The sequence below is a fragment of the Bacillus sp. REN10 genome, from assembly GCF_016820555.1.
Lineage (GTDB): Bacteria > Bacillota > Bacilli > Bacillales > Domibacillaceae > Bacillus_CE.
On sequence record NZ_JADHDW010000009.1, the window covers coordinates 110,177 to 125,256 of the forward strand.

Below are 15,080 nucleotides of genomic sequence, written 5' to 3' on the forward strand. Positions count from 1 at the left end.
ATACTAGAAACCCTTATCATACAGAAAACAGTCATTGGAAAAGGATTCAAGAATCAATAAAAGTCCCCTAGTATAGGAGACTTTATATTGAACGCTGATAATCTTGATAAAGAAGTTTAGTAAGCTTCCCTTTTTTCCCCGGAAATGCCTTTCCCTCTAACAAGTGGACGGGAGCAATTTCCTGAATTGAATTGGTCAAAAAGATTTCATCGGCTGTCAGTAATTCAGCAAAAGAATACAAACCTTCTACAAAAGGGATTTTCAATTCTTTTGCCCGCTTCAGCAAAAACATTCGGGTAATGCCGTTCAAAATACCCGTTTCAAGAGCCGGTGTGAAGAGTGTCCCTGCCTTCACCCAAAAGATGTTGGATACTACCCCTTCTGCAACATAGCCTTCCTTCGTTAAGAAAAGACCTTCCTTTGCTGGGTCAGCACCCACTTCACGTTTGGCCGCAATATTATTAAAGTAATGATGAGATTTCATTCTCCATTCAGTTTCTGGTGTATTGCGGCGAAGGTTCAATAAGACCACTTCTTTTTCCACGATCTCAGAAGGCAGAAAAATAGGGCGCTGAAAAGCAAATACTGTCGGCTCACTAAAAGGCTCAATTTGCGGTCCCATCGCTCCTTCCCCTGCCGAAATATTTAGTCGCACAGAGGAATTAAGCAAGTTGTTTTTCTCACAAAGCCCTGTAATAATTTTCGATGCATCTTCTGTTGTGATAGAGCAGTCAATTTGCATCTCACACAAGCCTTGCTGCAGTCTCGCGATATGCTCTTCTAATAAAAAAGGCTGACCTTCATATGTACGAATCGTTTCAAATACACCAAGTCCATAAAGAAAACCATGATCAAATGGCGAGATTTTTGCTTCTTCTTTCGGGAGCCATTGTCCATTTAAAAAAATATACATTTTACACCTCAGCTTCTACTCGACGATAGCGACGAATAAAGCTTTGGAGCATTTCTTTACCACCATACGTCATGATCGATTCCGGATGAAATTGCACGCCTTCTACCGGTAGCTCTTTATGACGAATTGCCATGATTTCCCCCTCTGCCGTCCATGCCGAAATATCAAAACAATCTGGCAGCGTTTCTTTTTTCACAATCAGCGAGTGATAACGAGTTGCTGGAAATGGATTCGGCAGTCCTTCAAAAATCGTCTGGCCATCATGAAGCATATCCGATGTCTTTCCATGCATCAACCGCTCCGCCTGCACCACTTCAGCGCCAAACACTTGTGCAATCGACTGCTGACCAAGGCACACACCAAAAATCGGAATTTCTCCTGCGAACGTTCGAATCGCTTCCAAGCTTATTCCTGCCTCATTCGGGGTACATGGACCAGGTGAAATCATCAAATAATCCGGAGCCATTGCCCGAATCTCTTCAATGGTAATTTCATCATTGCGCTTTACGACGAGCTCCTCACCAAGCTCCCCTAAATACTGCACAAGATTATATGTAAACGAATCGTAATTATCAATCATTAAAATCATTGTTCATTCCTCCAGAAACAATCACTTATTTAGCTTTATTATCGCCCGTAAGCAGCCTTTGCGTCTACCACTAAATTTTGACTAGAGATTGTTCGCTGTTCTGGTACTTTCTTCGACTTTCTGGCATGAAGAAAGCTTAAGAGCCCTCGACCCTTAAGCTTCTTCACTTACTTCACTAGTTTACGTTCAGCACTTTCTTTCGCTTTCCAAACAGCAACTGCTTTTTTCAAGGATTCTTTATATTCGTTTTTCGGATCAGAATCGATCACGATACCAGCTCCGGCTTGAACATGGCATTGTCCGTCCTTCACAAGCATCGTACGAATAACGATATTCAGTTCCATATCCCCGTTAAAGCCGAGCCAGCCAATGGATCCTGTATAAATGCCACGGCGAACGGGTTCGAGTTCCTCGATAATTTCCATCGTGCGAATTTTCGGTGCCCCCGTAATTGTGCCGCCTGGAAAAACGGCTTCGATCACATCAGCATTTGTTTTTCCTTCTGCCAGCTCGCCACGGACATTCGAAACGATATGCTGAACATGAGAGTATTTTTCAATGACCATAAACTCATTTACTTCTACTGTTCCGTACTTACTAACACGCCCAAGATCATTCCGTTCTAGATCGACAAGCATCACATGTTCTGCCCTCTCTTTTTCATTTTCAATTAATTCATTGGCAAGGCGCAAATCTTCCGCTTCGTCTTTTCCACGAGAACGAGTGCCGGCGATCGGACGGGTGCTAAGTTCCAAGTCTGCTTTTTTTATTAATAGTTCGGGTGATCCCGAGACAATTTGAAAATCCGGCGTATGAATATACCCCATATACGGTGAAGGGTTCAACTCTCGCAATTCTTCATATACGGCAAGAGCTGGAACTGTTAATTCCCGAGACTGGCGAACCGATAAATTGACTTGGAATACATCTCCCTGAGAAATGTAATGCTTTGTTTTCTCAATCGCTTCTTTAAATGACTCTTCCGAAAAAGAAACGGATAACTCTTGATTCGCTAGTGCAACAGGAGAATAAGGTTGATTTTCTACTATAGTGGTCCAGCTTGCTTCTGCCCGATCTAGCTTTACCTTCGCTTTTTCCTCCTCATTAGAAGAAGTCATCAACCAGAGTTGTTTCGTTTCATGATCAAACACAGCCCATTCATCAAACATTAGAAAATAAATAAGGGGCAATCCTAAGTCATCAGCGGACTGTTCCGGCAACTTCTCAATGTAACGAGCATAATCATAGCTAATATAGCCAATCGCACCACCTTGAAAGTCTGGTAACTCTTTCGCTTTCGGCAGTTCATACGACTTCATCCACTGTTCCAGTTCATGAAGTGGAACTCCTTTACGACTTTCTTGGCCAGTCACGCTGTCTATTTGAATGCCGTTTTCTGTAGACTGCACAATGGCAAATGGAGAAAGACCTGCAATGCTCAATCTTCCCCCTCGCCCGCTTTCTAAAATGACGTGATGAGACTGATTGACAGTTAACGCTTTATATTGATGAAAAAATTGTTCTTTCGTATAAGTAATCGTTCGGTAAAATACACGTTGATTATTCACTTGCTTCATCCTTTTTTAAATAGTGTTGTTCCGCTAAACAGGTTTTCCGCTTTTTTATCATACTAAATTTTTTTCTCCGAAGGAAGATTCATATATAATAGAAGAAACTGAGTTAAATATAGGGGGAATGTCTATGGGAAGTAAGGATTTAATGGCTCGGACGAAGTCTTTAATTACAAGAGAAACGTTAAGACAGGATTTGCAAGCTGTTGGACTCAAATCCGAAGATTATGTAATTGTTCATTCTTCTTTAAGTTCCATCGGCTGGGTAGCCGGCGGAGAGATTGCGGTGATTCAAGCGTTAATGGATACAATCACTATAAAAGGATCGATTGTTATGCCTGCTCAAACTACTCATAACACAGATCCAAAATATTGGGAGAATCCACCGGTTCCTGAAGAATGGTGGCCAAGTATTCGTTATATGATGCCCGCTTATCTCCCTGATATTACACCAACACTTGGAATGGGAAAAATCGCGGAAGCATTTCGCAGCTTTCCAGATGTAAGACGTAGCTCTCATCCTGCTTGTTCATTTACCGCTTGGGGAAAGCGAGCAGATTGGATTGTTGACCAGCACGCTCTCGATTTTCCCTTCGGTGATGATTCACCACTCGCTAAGCTGTACGATCTAGATGCTTCGATTCTTTTTATTGGCACGGATTACAGTTCCTGTACTGCCATGCATTTAGGCGAGTTTCGCGCAAAAGATGACCGCCCGGTGTTTGAACAAGGTTCCGCTATGCTTGAAAATGGCGAACGGGTATGGAAAACATATAAAGAATTAGAAGAATACTCCGATCGCTTTCAAGAGATTGGCATGACCTTCGAACAAGTTCATCATGTGTATACAGGCCACGTTGGTCAAGCCGTTTGTAAAGTGATCAAGCTTCGGCCATTAGTGGATTTCACTGCTCAGTATTTTCACAACCTTTCAAAGCCACAAAGCGATTCACTTTAACGGGAAACTTTTTAATCGTTAATAGTTCTTCCCAACCTTGCAGCGCCACTTCTTCGATTGTGCAGGCGGTAATTTGCTGAACAAAAATAGCTTCAAAACCAATTTGACAAAGTAAATCCCAATAATCAGGTAAGCTTTTTGTATAGGCAAACTCTCCGGCATAACGGAGAGTTTCAGCCTCTGCAAAGTCCGCCACCAATCGTCCGCCTGGCTTTAATTGAGCAAAAATGCGCTGTAGCAACTCCTCTGTTTCCTCAACTTTATGAATACTTAAACTGGTTAACGCACTATCAAATGTTTGATCCTCTAGTTGAGGAAAGTTTGTAACATTAGCCTTTATCACTGCCAACCGGGCTAAAAAAGACAAATCATCTCCAACGTATAATACATGCTCTCCTGCTTTTACATTCGCTGTCTTAAAAAAACTCGTACCAGAAATAGTCCACTCTACTTTTTCATCTATAATCACTGTCATGTATGTTCTCCTCCTTATTAATAAAAAAACCTCTTCCGATAAGAAGAGGTTTGTCATTCATCACTCTTTCTTATCTCTCAGCCTAAGCTGCAAGAATTAGCACCGTGCTTAGCGTAAAACTAAGTCGGTTGCCGGGCTTCATCGGGCTTGTCCCTCCACCTGCTCTTGATAAGATTGCGTAGTAGCTATTCAATTGATTTTTCAAACGATCGTTTTCAGTTAATTTGCATTATGGCATGTTTATGAAAAACTGTCAACTTTATTTTCAAAAATTTTCAGTTGGCCAATTCGCTCAATCGCTTCTAAAATTTCATCTTCCGAAACAACTAATCCTGCCCGAACATACCCTTCTCCATACTTACCAAAGCCGGTGCCTGGAGCCACCACTACATTCGCTTCCTTCAACAAAAGCTCACTAAATTGCTCCGATGTATAACCTTCTGGCACTTTGAACCACGAAAAAAATGACCCTTCAGGCGCTTCTACTTTCCAACCAATGCGATTGAGCCCATTGATTAATAAATTACGGCGCTTTTCATACATCGCCTCCTGCTCTTTCACACCTTGCTGATCACCAAGCAACGCAGCGGCGGCCGCTTCTTGTACTGCACCAAATAAACTGCAATGCAAATGATCTTGCAATAATTCCAATGCAGCAATCACACTGGGGTTTCCTACAGCAAAGCCGACACGCCAGCCAGCCATATTATATGTTTTCGACATCGTATAAATTTCCAACCCGATCTCTTTTGCGCCATCTACTTGTAAAAAGCTAATTGGTTTCTTGCCATCAAACCCAATGGCTCCATAGGCAAAATCATGGACCACACATAGATCATGCTCGTTAGCAAAAGCGATCGTTTCTTCAAAAAAGGCTGCATTTGCCATTGCTCCAGTCGGGTTATTGGGATAGTTAATAAACAATAGTTTCGCCCTCTTAAGTACATCCTCTGGAATCTGTTCATAGCGCGGCAAATAGTGATTTTCTTCTGTTAGCGGCATCATATACATCTCAGCTCCTGAAAGAGCAATTCCTGACCAATAATCGGGATATCCCGGATCAGGCACTAATGCTACATCGCCTGGATTTAACAGCACTTGCGGCAACTCCACAAGCCCCGCTTTCCCTCCAAGTAAAATAGCAATCTCCGTCTCCGGATCCACATCCACACCATATTCTCGCTTATAAAATTGAGCGCATGCTTCTTTCAAGTACGGAAATCCTTTAAACGGAGAATATTTATGATTGACCGGATTTTCCGCCGCCTTTTGCAATGCTTTGATCACATGATTGGACGGAGGTTGATCAGGACTTCCTTGACCTAAATTAATAACGTCTCGCCCTTCTTTGATCGCATCGCTCACTTTTTTTCCAAGCTTCGCAAAGAACTGATCCGGCAATGCTTGCAGCGATTTAGAGTGCTCAAATTTTTTCATGCTATCACTTCTCTCACTTTTAAATTGTAGTAAATAATGTTATAACGAAAGATAAAGAATGTAAAGAATGAATTTTCAGACAGAAAAGGGGCGTTGAAAGTGAAAATGAAGATTGCTTGTCTCCAAATCGATATCGCCTTTGGAGATCCAAACACGAATTATCAGAAAGTAGCACAATGGCTGCAGCAAGCTGCTGAGCAAAAATGCCAGCTTGCGATATTACCAGAGTTGTGGACAACAGGATATGATTTAACTCGCTTAGATGAAATTGCTGATCAGGAAGCAAAGCAAGCGATTGCTTTTTTAAGCGAACAGGCGAAAAAACATCGCCTGTATCTGATCGCGGGCTCAGTAGCGAATCAAACAGAAAACGGCGTAGAAAATACGTTGCTTGTCATTAATAAGCAAGGAGAGTTAGTCAAGAAGTATAGTAAACTTCATTTGTTCCGCTTGATGGAAGAGGAAAAGTTTTTGCAAGCAGGACGTGGGGATGGTTTGTTTTCACTCGAGGAAGAAACAATGGCTGCATTTATTTGCTATGATATCCGCTTTCCAGAATGGCTGCGAAAGCATGTATTGGCTGGTGCAAAAGTGTTATTTATCCCTGCTGAATGGCCGCTTGCCCGTGTCGATCATTGGCGCACATTGCTGATGGCTCGGGCGATTGAAAATCAAGCGTATGTGATTGGCTGCAACCGAAGCGGAGCAGATCCGAAAAATGAATTTGCTGGCCACTCAATTATCATTGACCCATGGGGAGAAATCATTGCGGAAGCTGGTGAAGCGGAACAATTGCTGATCGGGGAAATCGACTTAGCGAAAGTAGAGGAAATCCGCCAGCGAATCCCTATCTTTGAAGACCGCCGGCCATCCTTTTATTAAAAAAACCGGAGAGCGCTCTCCGGTTTTCTTCATTCCCATTCGTACGGTGTTTCTTGGTAGACATAGTAGTTTAACCAGTTCGAAAACAGCAAGTGTGCATGGGAACGCCACTTATTGACAGGTTTCTTTGTCGGATTATTGTCTGGGAAATAATTTTTTGGCATCTCAATTTCAATACCCTTCGCTATATCGCGGCTGTATTCGTCAGCGAGTGTATGCACATCGTATTCTAAATGCCCGGTAATCATAATTTGTTTTTCATCTTTTGACATAATGAGAAATGGACCTGCTTCCTCAGAAGAAGAGAGCAGTATCAACTCTTCATGAGCTAAAATAGCTTGCTCTTCGACATCCGTATAACGGGAAACCGGTGCATAAAACTCATCATCAAACCCTCGTAATAGCTTCACTGTTGGCTCATTCACAGTATGTTTATAAACACCGGAGCACTTTTTCGGAAGTTCGAATTTTCCGATCCCAAAATGGTGATACAGCGCCGCTTGAGCTCCCCAACAAATGTGAAGTGAAGAGGTAACATTCGTTTTTGACCATTCCATGATCTCCTCTAGCTCTTTCCAGTAGTTCACATCCTCAAATTCCATTAATTCCACTGGAGCACCAGTAATAATCAATCCATCGATTCGGCGATCCTTCACTTGTTCAAATGTTGTGTAGAATTGCTCTAAATGCGATTTACTAACATTTCTCGATTCATGCGTGGCTGTATGTAAAAAGGAAACATTCACCTGAAGCGGCGTATTTCCCAACAGTCGCAACAGCTGCGCCTCTGTTTTTTCTTTTTCCGGCATTAAGTTCAAAATTAAAATATTTAGCGGACGAATATCTTGACTGTGTGCGCGGTCGACATCCATCACGAAAATATTCTCTCTCTCTAATATCTCGGTTGCCGGCAGTTGTCTCGGTATATTAATCGGCATATTCAAAACCTCCCCATATTTTTGAATTTTCAATAAACCATTATAGACTGTTTTGCCAAAAAAACACAAGAATTGTTTTATGTGACGGAACGGTAATCATTGGATGTACAGACTAAGTGATCCGCGCATATCGGAGAGAGTTCTGCTCAAAAGTATAGTCGCAGGTCGCAAAAAGTTGCGGGCATCGCGCAAAAGTATGAGTCGGATCATTTTACTAAAAAATTAAAAAGGATGACAGTCGCCCATCATCCTTTTTAGTAAGGGTTAAAACTTCAGCTTAGACAATGCATCTGCTAATGCAGTGTTGATTGGTTCGTCTTTGTCTTGTTTTTTCAAGTATTGGTTAACATCTCTCTTTGTTGCCTTGCCGCCAGAATCATTTTTGCGACGTTTTTGGAAGGCGGATAGTTTTTCACGATGGCCACACTTGCAAACAAAAATTTGACCTTCCCCTTCTCCGCGAAGTTCTAATTTTTTATGGCAATTCGGACAGCGAGCGTTCGTTAAGCGAGCAACATTTTTGCGGTGGCCGCATTCGCGATCTTGACAGACGAGCATTTTCCCCTTTTTGCCGTTCACTTCAAGTAACAACTTTCCACAATCCGGGCATCGCTTGCCAGTGACATTGTCATGCTTGAACGTTTTCTCGCTCTGTTTGATCTCAGTGATAACTTGTTTTGTATAGCCGCGAATTTCTTGCATGAATTGCTGCGGCTTCAACTTTCCTTTCGCAATCGCTTCAAGCTTTTGTTCCCAATCAGCTGTTAACGCAGGTGACTTTAACTCATCCGGTACTAATTGTAATAACTGCTTCCCTTTGGATGTGATGAAAATATCTTTGCCTTTTTTCTCGATTAAAAATGTATTAAATAGTTTTTCAATAATATCCGCTCTTGTCGCAACGGTACCAAGGCCGCCTGTTCGGCTCAATGTTTGCTTGATGTCGTTGCTTTCCGCCTCCATATATTTCGCCGGATTTTCCATCGCTGATAGTAAAGTTCCTTCGTTAAAGTGAGGCGGCGGACTTGTTTCTCCACGTGTAGCTGTCAAGGATACCACTTCGAATGCCTCACCTTGTTTCACAGCTGGTAACGAAGCTTCGTCATCTTCTTCTTTACCGTACACTTCCTTCCAGCCAAGAGCAGTAATTACTTTTCCCTTTGCTGTGAACGTTTCAGAACCGATTTTTGCTTCTGCTGTTGTTTGTTCATATTCAAAAGGGGGCAGTAAAACAGCTAAAAAACGCTTCACAATTAAGTCGTAAATTTTCCGTTCTTTGTCGCTTAAATCACTTAAAACAGCGGTTTGTTCAGTCGGTACAATCGCGTGATGATCGCTGACCTTGGCATCATTAATGAAGGATTTATTTGCTTTGATCCCTCGCTTTAAAATTTTGGCCGCATATCCTGCATATGGGCGGATTTCAACCGCTTCGACTCTCTCTTTTAATGTGTCCACCATATCACTGGATAAATAGCGAGAATCCGTTCGAGGATAAGTAACGAGCTTGTACTGCTCATATAATTTTTGCATAATCGACAATGTTTCCTTTGCCGAAAAGCTAAATAACTTATGAGCATCGCGTTGCAGTTCTGTTAAATCATACAATTCAGGGGCGAAAGATTTTTTCGCTGTTTTCTTTACTTCTGTCACAACAGCCTTTTGTCCACGCAAATTCTTTAATAATCCATCACGTTTTTCTTCAGAGAACGTCTTCATGTCGTTCGTTTTGGCATCCTTCCACGTCCATTTGATATCCCCAGCAAGTGCCGTGATGCCGTAGTAGCTTTTTGGTTTAAAATTCTTGATTTCTTCTTCACGTTTCGCAATCATCGCAATTGTTGGTGTTTGCACACGGCCACATGAAAGCTGAGCATTAAATTTCGTCGTAAGCGCCCGAGTCGCATTGATGCCGACAAGCCAATCAGCTTCAGCACGAGCGACAGCGGAACGATATAAGTTCTCATATTCCCGTCCGTCTTTTAATTTTTTAAAGCCTTCGCGAATCGCTTTATCCGTAACAGAAGAGATCCATAAACGCTTGATCGGCTTTTTCACATGAGCTTTATCAATAATCCAGCGAGCAACCAATTCCCCTTCACGCCCCGCATCTGTGGCAATCACGATCTCCTTGACATCTTTGCGATTTAGTTGCGTTTTGACCGCTTGAAATTGCTTGCCGGTTTTCTTAATAACCACCGTTTTTAAATGATCCGGCATGAGCGGCAGCTCCGCTAAATTCCATGTTTTATATTGTTCGCCATATCCTTCTGGATCGGCGTGTGTCACTAAATGACCAAGCGCCCAAGTGATGATATATTGACTACCTTCTAAATACCCGTTTCCTTTTTTGCCGCAATTTAAGACGCGAGCAATATCACGGGCGACAGATGGCTTTTCAGCTAATACAACAGTTTTACTCATAAAAACATCCTTTCCTTTTTCCCTTGCTCCATTATATCATTTCTTCTCTTTTGGTCATAAAAGTTCATAAAAAGTCAAGGTTTCAATTCATAAAAATTATGGGTAAAATAATGAAAAATGTTTTTTAATGAAGGAGATAGTACGAATGGCAGAACAAAAAAATGTACGCTTTGTCCTAGCAGGATTACTTTTAGCGATCTTAATGTCTGCAATGGATAATACCATTGTGGCAACAGCGTTAGGTTCTATCTTAGCCGATTTAGGAGGCGTAGAAAGCTACGTTTGGATCACATCCGCTTATGCCGTCGCTGTCCTTGCCGGGATGCCGATTTTCGGGAAATTATCTGATATGTATGGACGAAAGCGGTTCTTTTTATTTGGCTTAATTGTCTTTTTAATTGGCTCAGCTCTTTGCGGCATTGCCCAATCCATTCCGCAATTGGCAATGTATCGGGCTATACAAGGAATTGGCGGAGGAGCTTTGTTGCCGATTGCCTTTACGATTGTACTAGACATTTTCCCTCCTGAGCAACGTGGAAAAATGACTGGATTAATCGGTGCCGTTTTTGGCGCTTCTAGCGTAATTGGTCCACTACTTGGGGCATGGATTACCGATTCCATTAGTTGGCATTGGGTATTCTACGTCAATATTCCTATTGGGATTGTATCGTTATTTTTTATTATCAAGTTTTATAAAGAATCGACTAATCATATAAAGCAATCGATTGATTGGCTCGGAGCGATTACGCTTGTCACTTCCGTTGTCAGTCTCATGTTTGCATTGGAACTTGGCGGCAAAGAATTCGCTTGGGATTCATGGCAAATCATCACGCTGTTTTCAATTTTTGGCGTTTTTCTACTTCTTTTTTTATGGGCAGAAACAAAAGCGAAGGAACCAATCATCTCCTTTTGGATGTTTAAAAATCGATTATTCGCTTCCGCACAAGTGCTCGCCTTTTTATATGGAGCGACATTTGTTGCTTTAACTATTTTCATTCCGATTTTCGTTCAAGCAGTGTACGGCGGTTCAGCAACCAATGCTGGAATTATTTTAATGCCAATGTTACTCGGGTCTGTTGCAGGATCTGGTGTAGCAGGGGTCACACAAACAAAACTTTCTTACCGCACGATTATGACAATGTCAATCATTTCATATGCAGCAGGAATGATTCTAATGGGAACAATCAATCCAGAAACCCCTCGAATCGCTTTGACCTTGTATATGATCTTAGTTGGATTTGGAGTCGGTTTCTCATTCTCGCTTCTCCCATCAGCATCCATTCATAAGATTGATTACAAATATCGGGGATCAGCTAATTCCACGAATTCTTTCTTCCGTTCTTTAGGATTAGCTATTGGAATTACAGTCTTTGGTTCGATTCAAACAAAGTTGTTCACAAGCGGAATAAAAGAAGGATTCACTTCTATGGGCGGACCGGCTGGCGGCCATGTGCCTTCAAGCGATAATTTGCAAAGTATCTTTCAGCCTGAACAGCGAGCGATGATTCCGAAAGAGGTGTTGGATGTGATTGTAGAGGCGATGTCTCACTCCATTTCCACCACTTTTCTCTGGGCGCTCATCCCCATTGGGATTTCAGCTATAGCGGTGTTCGCAATGGGAAATGAACGGTTAAACGTGCCTAAAAAACAAAATTAATTGACGAACATACAGTCTGGTTTTCAACACCTGTTGTTGAAGACCAGGCTTTTCTTATTCCATGCAAATGTATTCATAATGAGATATTTTTTCCATAGGGGAAAGAATAAAGGCAAATAGGAATAAAATAAAGAGTAGTGTTTTATCCACCATTGCCAAGGGAATAAAACATCTAAGGGGTGCGTACAATGCGAATATTTATTGTCAATGTCATGTTCTTTCTTCTGATGGTCACTGTCAATGCGCTAGCAAATATCCTTCCTTTAAACGGGCAAACAACAGGAGAAATTTCTAATCGCTTGTCTGTTTTGTTTACTCCCGCCGGATATGTGTTTGCTATTTGGGGTGTGATTTATCTCCTTGTCGGGATTTGGATATTAAGACAGTTGCCAAAAAGCAGAAGAGATTTACCGCTCTATAAACTGACTCATCTTCCATTCGTCTTCAGCTGTCTGCTGAACAGTGCATGGATCGTGCTGTGGCATTATGAATTTTTTGCTTGGACTGTTATTGTGATGATTGCCTTATTGCTGACGCTAATTTCCTTATACACAAAAATTGAACAAACACCGTATTCACTGATGGATCGCCTCCCCTTCTCTATTTATTTAGGCTGGGTAAGTGTTGCTACGATCGCGAACATTAGCTACGCTCTTAAGTTTTATCAATGGAATGGCTTGGGGCTTTCAGATATAGCTTGGACAATCATTATGCTGTTTGTGGCGACCATTTTGGCAATAGCTTTTCAGGCAAAACATCATGACCTTGCTTATCCGCTTGTTTTCGTTTGGGCCTTTATCGGTATTGCGGTTAAATCTAAGGATACTTCTCAAGTTGTCGCCTTCACTGCGCTCATTTTAGCGATTTTCCTTTTCATTCGAATAGTCATTCAGCTTCCTCGCAATCATTTCCAAAAATAGTTTTTTCCATTATAGTGGAGACAGAGGAGGTTATATCATGATTATTAATAAACGCGGAGATATTCCTTATCTTCTTGGCTTAATTTTTCTTCTAGCAGGCGTCATTTACTTTTTTGCTTCGAATTGGCCAATGCTTGACCGCCCAGTGAAAATTGGATTAAGTGTAGCTTTAATCTTGGTCAGTTATATTGCTTCTGCCTTGTATAAACGAAGTAGCACATTTAAATATTTAAGCAACTGGTGGCTATTAGCTGCAGCCATTGCTTTCGGCATTAGCTTAGCGCTCGTCGGGCAAATGTACAATTCTCACGCCGATTCGTATGTATTATTTTTCATTTGGCTTATTCCTGTTCTGCTATTAGCCATTTTGACAAAATACGAGCCATTTTATTGGCTTTCCTTACTATTGTTTGAGCTAACCATTTGGCAAAAGCTTTATCCGACAGGCATATGGGTCACTTATAACGATTGGGAAGAATTTAGTATTTATACAAGTTTAATCGTTTTGCACCTCGGATTATTCGTTTGGTTGAAAAAACTCTCCCGAGAAAAACTAGCTTTTATTACTTTAATGATTGCTCAATATTGCGCGGTCTTTTTATTAAACAAATACTCGCTATATCATGTATTTTCTGAGTTTCGTTCGACTTCCTTGGCATTTTTATTATTACATGTTGTTTATACCGTCTTAATCGTATTATTTTGGCGGAAATTTGAGCGAGAGCGAAAGAACCATCCAGTGGAAATGGCTGTTCAGTTGCTATTCTTTGGATTTTATGTCGTTTATAATGTGTTTTTTATCTTCTTAATTATGTTTGGTGAAGCTTTATTTTATGTCGGTTTTTTATTATTGATTGCCTTATTTGGATTCAGTATTTATTTTCTGCAAAAGTTAAAGAAAAACGCCCAAGAAACAGATCAAAAATGGGCGCGCTACACGTATCAATTTTTCGTCGGTATTCTATCCTTTTTAGGAACGATCGTTGCGCTTGCTTCCTTCAGTTCCTTCATCTTTTTAGCGTTCGGTTTTATGGAAGGAATGAAATATGCCTATTTATTTCTCGGGATGGTGTGCATCACAGTTGGACTGGTGCTGAAGAAAAAATCATTCATTGTCGTTCGCCTTACCTTGCAAATCACAGGGATCATTTGCTTATTTTCTTTCGCTTTTATGATGAACGAAACATGGACACTCTGGCTTATAACAATTGCTTTGGCTATTATGACCGCCAGCCTATTTCAAAAGAAAGAAGCTCTGTTGTATTATTTCGCTTTAAATATTGGGTTAGTCGCTGCCATCCGCATGACGATCAATGATTACGCGCTTTCTCGGGAATTACTTCCAGCGAGCTTACTCGTTCTTGGCCTGTTAAATGCAGCGATCTTTTTCATAGCCAAAAAAGAGGATTTAGGCTTACTGAGTTATTTGTTATCACTTATTTATTTTCTATATATAACATTTAGTGATAATCTCTCGATAATATTTACTGTCATGTACCATCTTGTGTTTATTGTATATCTTACTATTCACTTATTTCATCCAAAAAGTGAATCGCGAGTGTATCGTTCGTTCACTTGGATGGCTTTATCCGTTTTTCTTATTTGGAAATATTACGAATACGTCTGGGATCTGCTCCATAAATCACTCGCTTTATTTATTTTGAGCGCGATTTTCTTCCTGATCTTCTTCGTTTGGGGCCAAAAGCATACAGAAAAAGCGCGCAATATTTTAGAATGGAGCCAGAAGCCTGTCCTTGTGATCCTTCTGTTACAGTTAGCATTTATTGGTTTTACTTCATGGCAAAAAGAACAGCTTCTTCAAAACGGTCAACTGGTTGCCTTAAAATTAGAGCCGCTCGATCCTCGCTCTTTATTACAAGGCGATTACGTGCAGCTGAACTATGAAATGCATACGAAGTTTTTGGATCAACCTGATTCTCTTGAAGGCAAAGTTCATATCATTTTAGAAAAATCCGCTGATAACGTTCAGGTAAACGGAAAACAAGTGCCGATTTATAAACCGAAAACCTTTGTTTCTGCTAATCAACCCGCTGTGGTAAATGAAGAAAAAGTGATCCTTCAAGGCAAAGCGAGATATGGCACTCTCGATCTCGGAATTGAACACTTCTTCATTCCAGAAAACACCGGACAAAAATGGGAAAATAAAAACTATGCCCTCGTCCGCGTAGCCGATAATGGGGATGCCATTTTGGAAACATTAGTGAAGAAATAAGACAACGGTAGACCACTAACAAACAGGTTAGTGGTCTAGTTTTATTCTAGACTTTTGGATGCTTCTTTGACCTTACGAGCAAT

Annotated in this window: 12 protein-coding genes and 1 riboswitch; of the genes, 5 read left to right on the forward strand and 7 right to left on the reverse strand. The window is 41.1% G+C overall.

The features are described 5' to 3' along the window. Positions 1-82: 82 nt before the first annotated feature. The 3 genes from pabC to IRB43_RS13140 form a co-directional block, all read right to left on the reverse strand. The gene (pabC, locus tag IRB43_RS13130; RefSeq protein ID WP_203363937.1) at positions 83-913 is read right to left on the reverse strand and encodes an aminodeoxychorismate lyase; all 831 of its coding nucleotides are present in this window, start codon (positions 911-913) and stop codon (positions 83-85) included. Position 914: 1 nt separating this feature from the next. Beyond that, on the reverse strand, positions 915-1,502 hold the full coding sequence (pabA, locus tag IRB43_RS13135; protein ID WP_203363938.1) for an aminodeoxychorismate/anthranilate synthase component II: 588 nt from the start codon (positions 1,500-1,502) through the stop codon (positions 915-917). 167 nt (positions 1,503-1,669) lie between these two features. Continuing rightward, positions 1,670-3,079 (reverse strand): anthranilate synthase component I family protein, encoded by a 1,410-nt coding sequence (locus IRB43_RS13140; protein ID WP_203363939.1) that lies wholly within the window; start codon positions 3,077-3,079, stop codon positions 1,670-1,672. 124 nt (positions 3,080-3,203) lie between these two features. Here IRB43_RS13140 and IRB43_RS13145 point away from each other — a divergent pair, with 124 nt between their 5' ends. Continuing rightward, on the forward strand, positions 3,204-4,031 hold the full coding sequence (locus IRB43_RS13145) for an AAC(3) family N-acetyltransferase (RefSeq protein WP_203363940.1): 828 nt from the start codon (positions 3,204-3,206) through the stop codon (positions 4,029-4,031). On the opposite strand, the gene IRB43_RS13150 is transcribed toward IRB43_RS13145, so the two are convergent. Further along, positions 3,979-4,506, reverse strand: a complete 528-nt coding sequence (locus tag IRB43_RS13150) for a class I SAM-dependent methyltransferase (RefSeq protein ID WP_203363941.1) — start codon at positions 4,504-4,506, stop codon at positions 3,979-3,981. The genes IRB43_RS13145 and IRB43_RS13150 overlap by 53 nt on opposite strands. Before the next feature lie 67 nt (positions 4,507-4,573). Beyond that, a riboswitch (SAM riboswitch) is annotated at positions 4,574-4,681 on the reverse strand. Positions 4,682-4,746: 65 nt separating this feature from the next. Next, complete coding sequence (locus tag IRB43_RS13155) at positions 4,747-5,943, reverse strand: pyridoxal phosphate-dependent aminotransferase (RefSeq protein WP_203363942.1); 1,197 nt, start codon at positions 5,941-5,943, stop codon at positions 4,747-4,749. A gap of 99 nt (positions 5,944-6,042) precedes the next feature. On the opposite strand from IRB43_RS13155, the gene IRB43_RS13160 reads away from it, so the two are divergent. Further along, a complete protein-coding gene (locus tag IRB43_RS13160) occupies positions 6,043-6,825 on the forward strand; it encodes a nitrilase-related carbon-nitrogen hydrolase (protein WP_203363943.1) in 783 nt (260 codons plus the stop codon). A 29-nt stretch (positions 6,826-6,854) separates the two neighbouring features. Here IRB43_RS13160 and metA read toward each other — a convergent pair whose 3' ends face one another. Further along, positions 6,855-7,763 carry a homoserine O-acetyltransferase MetA gene (metA, locus tag IRB43_RS13165; protein WP_203363944.1) on the reverse strand — a complete coding sequence of 303 codons (909 nt, stop codon included), beginning with the start codon at positions 7,761-7,763 and terminating at the stop codon, positions 6,855-6,857. Between the two features lie 264 nt (positions 7,764-8,027). Further along, positions 8,028-10,187, reverse strand: coding sequence for a DNA topoisomerase III (locus tag IRB43_RS13170; RefSeq protein WP_203363945.1), 2,160 nt, complete (start codon positions 10,185-10,187; stop codon positions 8,028-8,030). Positions 10,188-10,332: 145 nt separating this feature from the next. Here IRB43_RS13170 and IRB43_RS13175 point away from each other — a divergent pair, with 145 nt between their 5' ends. The 3 genes from IRB43_RS13175 (at position 10,333) to IRB43_RS13185 (ending at position 14,997) form a co-directional block, all read left to right on the forward strand. Next, entirely contained in the window at positions 10,333-11,844 is a 1,512-nt protein-coding gene (locus tag IRB43_RS13175; RefSeq protein WP_203363946.1) for an MDR family MFS transporter, read from the forward strand. Between the two features lie 188 nt (positions 11,845-12,032). Beyond that, complete coding sequence (locus tag IRB43_RS13180; RefSeq protein ID WP_203363947.1) at positions 12,033-12,764, forward strand: TspO/MBR family protein; 732 nt, start codon at positions 12,033-12,035, stop codon at positions 12,762-12,764. A gap of 37 nt (positions 12,765-12,801) precedes the next feature. Continuing rightward, entirely contained in the window at positions 12,802-14,997 is a 2,196-nt protein-coding gene (locus tag IRB43_RS13185) for a GDYXXLXY domain-containing protein (RefSeq protein ID WP_203363948.1), read from the forward strand. The last annotated feature ends 83 nt before the right edge of the window (positions 14,998-15,080 follow it).

Excerpts from the sequence above, each read along its gene's own strand:
- pabC (WP_203363937.1), bottom strand. The coding sequence starts at position 913 with ATGTATATTTTTTTAAATGGACAATGGCTCCCGAAAGAAGAAGCAAAA.
- IRB43_RS13175 (WP_203363946.1), top strand. The coding sequence starts at position 10,333 with ATGGCAGAACAAAAAAATGTACGCTTTGTCCTAGCAGGATTACTTTTA.
- IRB43_RS13185 (WP_203363948.1), top strand. The coding sequence starts at position 12,802 with ATGATTATTAATAAACGCGGAGATATTCCTTATCTTCTTGGCTTAATT.
- IRB43_RS13145 (WP_203363940.1), top strand. The coding sequence starts at position 3,204 with ATGGGAAGTAAGGATTTAATGGCTCGGACGAAGTCTTTAATTACAAGA.
- metA (WP_203363944.1), bottom strand. The coding sequence starts at position 7,763 with ATGCCGATTAATATACCGAGACAACTGCCGGCAACCGAGATATTAGAG.
- pabA (WP_203363938.1), bottom strand. The coding sequence starts at position 1,502 with ATGATTTTAATGATTGATAATTACGATTCGTTTACATATAATCTTGTG.
- IRB43_RS13140 (WP_203363939.1), bottom strand. The coding sequence starts at position 3,079 with ATGAAGCAAGTGAATAATCAACGTGTATTTTACCGAACGATTACTTAT.
- IRB43_RS13170 (WP_203363945.1), bottom strand. The coding sequence starts at position 10,187 with ATGAGTAAAACTGTTGTATTAGCTGAAAAGCCATCTGTCGCCCGTGAT.
- IRB43_RS13180 (WP_203363947.1), top strand. The coding sequence starts at position 12,033 with ATGCGAATATTTATTGTCAATGTCATGTTCTTTCTTCTGATGGTCACT.
- IRB43_RS13150 (WP_203363941.1), bottom strand. The coding sequence starts at position 4,506 with ATGACAGTGATTATAGATGAAAAAGTAGAGTGGACTATTTCTGGTACG.
- IRB43_RS13155 (WP_203363942.1), bottom strand. The coding sequence starts at position 5,943 with ATGAAAAAATTTGAGCACTCTAAATCGCTGCAAGCATTGCCGGATCAG.